General features: G+C 42.4%; 6 protein-coding genes. 2 read left to right on the top strand and 4 right to left on the bottom strand.

Going from position 1 to position 6308, the window contains the following annotated elements:
- Positions 1-260 precede the first annotated feature (260 nt).
- Positions 261-482, top strand: coding sequence for a hypothetical protein (locus tag EZE20_RS04935; protein WP_132115069.1), 222 nt, complete (start codon positions 261-263; stop codon positions 480-482).
- 29 nt (positions 483-511) lie between these two features.
- A complete protein-coding gene (locus EZE20_RS04930) occupies positions 512-1426 on the top strand; it encodes a sterol desaturase family protein (RefSeq protein WP_132115067.1) in 915 nt (304 codons plus the stop codon).
- Here EZE20_RS04930 and EZE20_RS04925 read toward each other — a convergent pair.
- From EZE20_RS04925 to EZE20_RS04910, 4 genes are all read right to left on the bottom strand, one after another.
- On the bottom strand, positions 1417-2097 hold the full coding sequence (locus tag EZE20_RS04925; protein ID WP_132115065.1) for an SPOR domain-containing protein: 681 nt from the start codon (positions 2095-2097) through the stop codon (positions 1417-1419). The two genes, EZE20_RS04930 and EZE20_RS04925, sit on opposite strands and share 10 nt — an antisense overlap.
- A gap of 198 nt (positions 2098-2295) precedes the next feature.
- The gene (locus EZE20_RS04920) at positions 2296-4830 is read right to left on the bottom strand and encodes an ATP-dependent Clp protease ATP-binding subunit (RefSeq protein ID WP_132115063.1); all 2535 of its coding nucleotides are present in this window, start codon (positions 4828-4830) and stop codon (positions 2296-2298) included.
- A 61-nt stretch (positions 4831-4891) separates the two neighbouring features.
- The gene (locus EZE20_RS04915) at positions 4892-5563 is read right to left on the bottom strand and encodes a WbqC family protein (RefSeq protein ID WP_132115061.1); all 672 of its coding nucleotides are present in this window, start codon (positions 5561-5563) and stop codon (positions 4892-4894) included.
- 112 nt (positions 5564-5675) lie between these two features.
- On the bottom strand, positions 5676-6302 hold the full coding sequence (locus EZE20_RS04910; RefSeq protein ID WP_132115059.1) for an L-threonylcarbamoyladenylate synthase: 627 nt from the start codon (positions 6300-6302) through the stop codon (positions 5676-5678).
- Positions 6303-6308 lie beyond the last annotated feature (6 nt).

Here is a 6308-nt window from a genome sequence, read left to right as displayed (position 1 = left end):
TGTACAACCAAAAGTATTTTGATATGAAGAATCAAATAATTTTAACAACTTAATATATCTTTCCTTATTAAGTCCGGTTGCAGAACGCCATTGACGCTCATTTTTTAGATCATTTATCGATATTTTCTTGTGCCAAATTTAAGACTATTTTTCCATTGCAACAAGTCTAGTAGAATAATTCCACCCCTTTTCAGGCTTCTTTTCCACCCTTTTGGCTATTTGTTTGGTATTTTTGTCAGGATAAAAATGTATGAATATCTATGGCCCGGATTCTGATTGGTATTGTCCTGTTTTGTATACTAGCCTACACGATTGGTTATTTTATGGTTTGGTTTCAAAAGCCAGTCAAATCTGACGGCACACCCAAAACTCCCTTCGAAGTGGGCTCAAAAATACTGATCCTGATGCTTGGTATTGTGCTCATTGGCTTTTTACTGTTTGCCGCTTACACCTTTATGATGTATGCTATGAAGGACCATTAAATTACCACCCTACTCTCTATCAATTATTTATGGATCGCTATTTTCATACCATTACCGGTGCGTATTCGGGTTATTGGCACTATTTTCTACATGAACTGTTGAATCCGGGCTGGCACAACTACTTTTATTGGCTTTTGGGGGCTTCCTTGCTAATTTGGTTCCTGGAAGTAGTTTTTCCGTGGCGAAAACATCAACCCCGGATTCGTCAGGATTTCTGGTTGGACGCTTTCTATTTGCTGTGGAACTACTTTTTGTTTTCGCTTGTGCTGTACAATGCTTTATCCATGGTAGCCGTACAGGCCTTTAACGACCTTCTTGAAATATTTTCAATTACCAACCTTGTCGCTATTCAGGTTTCTGACCTGCCCGTGTGGGGACAGCTGCTATTGATATTTGTGATTCGTGATTTTATGCAATGGAATATACATCGCTTGCTTCATCATGTACCATGGATGTGGGAATTTCATAAAGTTCATCATAGCGTTGACGAAATGGGATTCGCAGCCCTGCTTCGCTATCATTTTATGGAGAATATCATTTATCGAACGTTGGAATACCTCCCATTGGCAATGATTGGATTCGGCATTGATGATTTTTTCATCGTGCACATTTTCACGCTCGTTACCGGACAGCTTGGGCATGCCAATATTTACCTGCCACTTGGCCCGCTAAAATACTTCCTGAACGGGCCTCAAATGCATCTGTGGCATCATGCCAAACATTTGCCTGCCTCGCACCCTTACGGTTACAACTATGGTATTACATTAAGCATTTGGGATTACCTTTTTGGTACTTCTTATTGGCCGCATTCGGATGAAAATCTTCCGGTTGGATTACCCGAGGAAGAGCATTTTCCCAAAGATTTTGGCGGGCAACTTTTGCGTCCTTTTCAGGTAATTTTTCGAAAAAAAAAACACCTCCCTATGATAGCCAACTATTCCTGAATTTCTATGACAGATGTCTTTATATCGAGCACAAAGGACATTATTCTTGATTGCTCCCTGGCAACAGCTACACTGGAATAGGGACCTACACGAACCTGAAAATTATTTTCACCAGCCTCTGCCTCGATAAGTTTGGCAGGATAATTGCCCTGCCTGAGTTCTTTTATTCGAAACGTTGCGGAAGCTTTTGTTTTAAAGTCTCCTGCATTTACATAAAAGCCCTTTTTTTCTACTTCCGAGAACGTCTCTTTGGTAGGCTTTGGTGTTTGAACTTCTTGAAAAGTGGAAGGAGAACCTTGCCCAATTCCTGGGGAGGCAGCCTCATTTTCAACTGAATTATCCCACGTATCTGCTGAATTGAGAAGCGTATCTGCCATTACCGCTTGTTCATTTTGCAGGGTATCATCCTGCAACTGAAACGGACCGGTAGCTACATAAAGTGAGTCAGAAACCAGTTCAGTTGGCTGAGGGCCAAATAAATAGGACCAAAAACTTGAATACTGCGTAGATTTTGGGGAATTGAGCCAGGCAATATACACTCCACACACAACCAGTACAGCCAAGACCAATATTACGAGCCACCACGGTTTTTGTGTGGGATATCCGGTTTTGTCAGCCTTGTTGGTTTCTTCGTTCCGATTCTCGCCTTTTACATTATCATCGATTTCCATCTCTCAAATAAAAAGTTAGTATACCATCTTTCTCCTGTTTCCCTTTTCCATCACAGGTACGAACCACAGAATATACGTCAAATACAAGGCCATTTATATAGTATCCACGTTTTTTGTTAAAAAATAATATTATTTAAAACAAAAGAGCCACTCGCAATGAGTAGCTCTTTTATCAAAAATTTATACTGAAAACATTACTTAGTTAGCAACTTCTTCTTCTTTTTTGCGAACGGTAATTGTTAGCTGTTCACTACTTTCTTCATGATCGGCTACGAGCACATCTCCATCACGCAAATCACCTTTCAAAATTTCCTCAGCTACCGGATCTTCCAGATATTTCTGAATCGCGCGGTTGAGCGGTCGGGCTCCGTACTGCGGATCATAGCCTTTTTCTGACAGGAAGTCCTTGGCCGAAACAGTTAGTTCAATCTCATATCCAAGACCTTTTACCCGACTGAACAGCTTGTCCAGCGAGAGGTCGATGATGCGATGCAGGTCTTCGCGTTGCAGGGAATTAAAGACGATTACATCGTCCAAACGATTCAGGAATTCCGGTGAGAATGCTTTCCGCAATGCACTTTGAATGGTACTACGCATGATTTCGTCTACATTTTCGCTCTTGGCTTTGGTAGAGAAACCAATACCTGATCCAAAATCTTTCAGATCCCGGGCGCCAATGTTGGAAGTCATGATGATGATCGTATTCCGGAAATCAACCCGTCTGCCGAGCCCGTCTGTCAGGATTCCATCATCAAGTACCTGCAACAGAATATTAAATACATCCGGGTGTGCTTTTTCGATTTCATCCAACAAGACAACGCTGTATGGTTTCCGACGGATTTTCTCGGTCAATTGACCTCCTTCTTCATACCCTACATAGCCGGGAGGAGCTCCCACAAGCCGGGAAACACTGAATTTCTCCATGTATTCACTCATATCAATACGTACGAGCGCATCGTCTTTATCGAACAGGTAGGTGGCAAGGACTTTTGCCAATTCAGTTTTACCTACCCCCGTAGGACCAAGGAAAATAAAGGAACCAATTGGTTTTTTAGGATCTTTCAGACCAACTCTCGTCCGTTGAATCGCCTTTACGAGTTTTTCAATCGGTGGGTTTTGACCAATCACTTTCGCTTTTAGTTCGTCAGCCATGTTCAACAGCTTCTTTCCTTCGTCAAGCGAAACGTTCATGACCGGTATTCCAGTCATCATTGCTACTACCTCCGCTACATTTTGTTCTGAAACAGTGTAACGTTTCAACTTGGTTTCTTCTTCCCACAATTGTTTGGCCCGGTCAAGCTGATCAATCAGTTTCTTTTCCCGGTCCCGAAGCTGCGCAGCTTCCTCATATTTTTGGCTTTTCACTACCCGGTTTTTCTCCTGCTTGATGTTTTCAATTTGCTCTTCAAGTTTCAGGATATCCTCAGGAACCGTAATATTACTGATGTGCACGCGGGCACCAACCTCATCCATTACATCGATTGCCTTGTCGGGCAAAAAGCGGTCAGTAATATAGCGTTCAGAAAGTTTTACAGCAGATTCGAGCGCTTCGGGCGTATAGTTTACGTGGTGGTGTTCCTCGTATTTATCTTTAATATTTTCGAGAATCTGAATCGTTTCTTCAACCGACGTGGCATCAACCATCACCATCTGAAAACGACGGGCTAATGCGCCATCTTTTTCGATATACTGACGATATTCATCAAGCGTCGTGGCTCCAATGCATTGAATTTCACCCCGAGCCAAAGCAGGTTTGAACATATTGGAGGCGTCAAGAGAACCGGAAGCTCCGCCTGCACCCACAATCGTATGCAACTCATCAATGAACAGGATTACGTCCGGCGATTTTTCCAGCTCATTCATGACCGCTTTCATGCGCTCTTCAAACTGTCCGCGGTATTTGGTGCCTGCCACAAGTGACGCAAGATCAAGTGTAACAACACGCTTTCCGAAAAGAACCCGCGAAACTTTTTTCTGCACGATACGCAAGGCCAAACCCTCAGCAATTGCAGTTTTACCCACGCCGGGTTCACCAATCAGGATAGGATTATTTTTCTTGCGACGGCTCAAAATCTGTGCTACTCGCTCAATTTCTTTTTCGCGTCCTACAATCGGATCAAGTTTTCCTACTTCGGCAAGTTTGGTCAAATCGCGTCCAAAATTATCCAACACCGGAGTTCTGGATTTTTCAGCACTTTTTGATTCTTTTCCTGACGATGCACCGCTTCCAAACATTCCACCTCTTGGATCGTCGTCGCCATCGTCTGTATCAGACCCCATACGGGGTAAGGTTCCGGAGGATTGATATTCTAACATTTCTTTGATGACTTCGTAGTTAACATTAAACTTATGGAGGATCTGCGTAGCCACGTTATCTTCATCTCGCAGAATCGACAACAACAAATGCTCGGTTCCGATCAGCGGGCTCTTGAAAATCTTGGCTTCCAGATAGGTAATTTTCAAAACTTTCTCCGACTGACGCGTCAACGGGATGTTTTGTAAATTCTTTACATTATTGGTAGCAGAGCCTTTGGTGGCCTGCTCAATTGTAAGACGAACCTCTTCAAGCGACACGCCTAGTTTTTTCAGGAGGCCGATAGCAACGCCCTCTCCTTCCCGGATCATCCCCAACAGAAGATGCTCGGCTCCAATAAAATCATGACCTAAACGGAGAGCTTCCTCGCGGCTTAATGAGATCACTTCTTTAACTCGATTTGAAAATTTAGCTTCCATGTATTAGCAGGAAAAATATAGTGTCGTAATTATTTTGTAACGAATTATAAACGGCCTTTGTTCAATCGGACCACGGCGGGGCAAGTTTAGATTGCATCAAAATTTGGCGGGCTTCGGGTCCTTTATTAAAAAGGAGATCAACGATACTTAAATTCTTTACAAAATCATTGCCAAAGGTTTGGTAGTAAGGGATAGGTACATGGAATTTAAAAATATTCTCTGTATTTTTATCACTTATCAATGACCTTGCGTCAAAATTTGTAGAAGTAACGTCTCTACTGTATGACAAAGTGTATGCTATTTCTTTTTTAATTCCCAGAAATTTCAGACATAATGTCAGCAATTCTACATTGAGATCAAACAGGAAAGTCGTTTGCCTTTGGTAAACCTGTTTGAATTCGGCCTCATAGTACTCAAAAAACGGGGATTTTCCATAGGCAGATTGCAAACATCCCCAATGACGCCTCACCCAAGCCTGCCCGTAATCAATTTTTACATCCCGAATTAATACTTTGTTTCTTCCACTGAGCACAGGGACCGTTAATACATCAATCCCATTTGCGGTAAGCACATAACACCGGTTGCGGTAGGTTTGCCTGATATAATGATCCTGTGCTTCCAGTATAAACGAGTCAAAATTTAACAGGCAGGAAAAATAGTCAAGACAAGGCAAGTAGTGCAAATCCAGTGTAACTTCTGTTGGAAAGGAGGAATGCCGTCTTTGGTCTGTCATTATCAAATATGGCAAAGACGAAGGAGATTATCAAAAAAATTATAAAAAAATATTTCAGAAAGTACTGGGAAGAACATTTTAAACCTTTTTATTCTTATTTCTTTGGATGCAGTTACAGAAAGTCGTTCAAATCACCGAGGCCTTCCCGAATGATTTCGAATTCGTCTGTGGTTGCCTGCACGATCGTGGAGCCAACGTTACCTCCGTAACCGCCGTCGACCACGATGTCGACAAGGTGTTTGAATTTTTCATAAATCAAGGTTGGATCCGTAGAATATTCTATGACTTCGTCGTCGTCTTTTATGGAGGTAGTAATGATCGGATTTCCCAATTCTTTAACAATCACCCGCGGAATGGAGTGGTCAGGCACTCGGATACCTACCGTTTTTTTATTGGTATTCAACAACTTAGGAACATTGTTGTTTGCTTCCAGAATAAATGTGAATGGACCTGGTAATGCTTTTTTCATCAGCTTAAAGGCCGCATTGCTCACTCGTGCATAATCGGCAATGTGGCTGAGGTCAAAGCAAATAAAGGAGAAGTCATTTTTTTGCGGCTTGATACCTTTTATCCTGGCGATTTTCTCCACGGCCCGGGCATTGTGAATATCGCATCCAAGGCCATAGACTGTGTCAGTTGGATAAATAACTAATCCGCCATCTTTGAGGGTTTGCGCCACCTGACGGATTCGGCGTAGATCCGGATTTTCTGGATAAATGCGGATAAGTTCTGCTGACATTCTTTT

This window comes from Arundinibacter roseus, from assembly GCF_004348825.1.
Classification (GTDB): Bacteria; Bacteroidota; Bacteroidia; order Cytophagales; family Spirosomataceae; genus Arundinibacter; species Arundinibacter roseus.
This window is presented reverse-complemented; position numbering and strand designations above follow the sequence as displayed.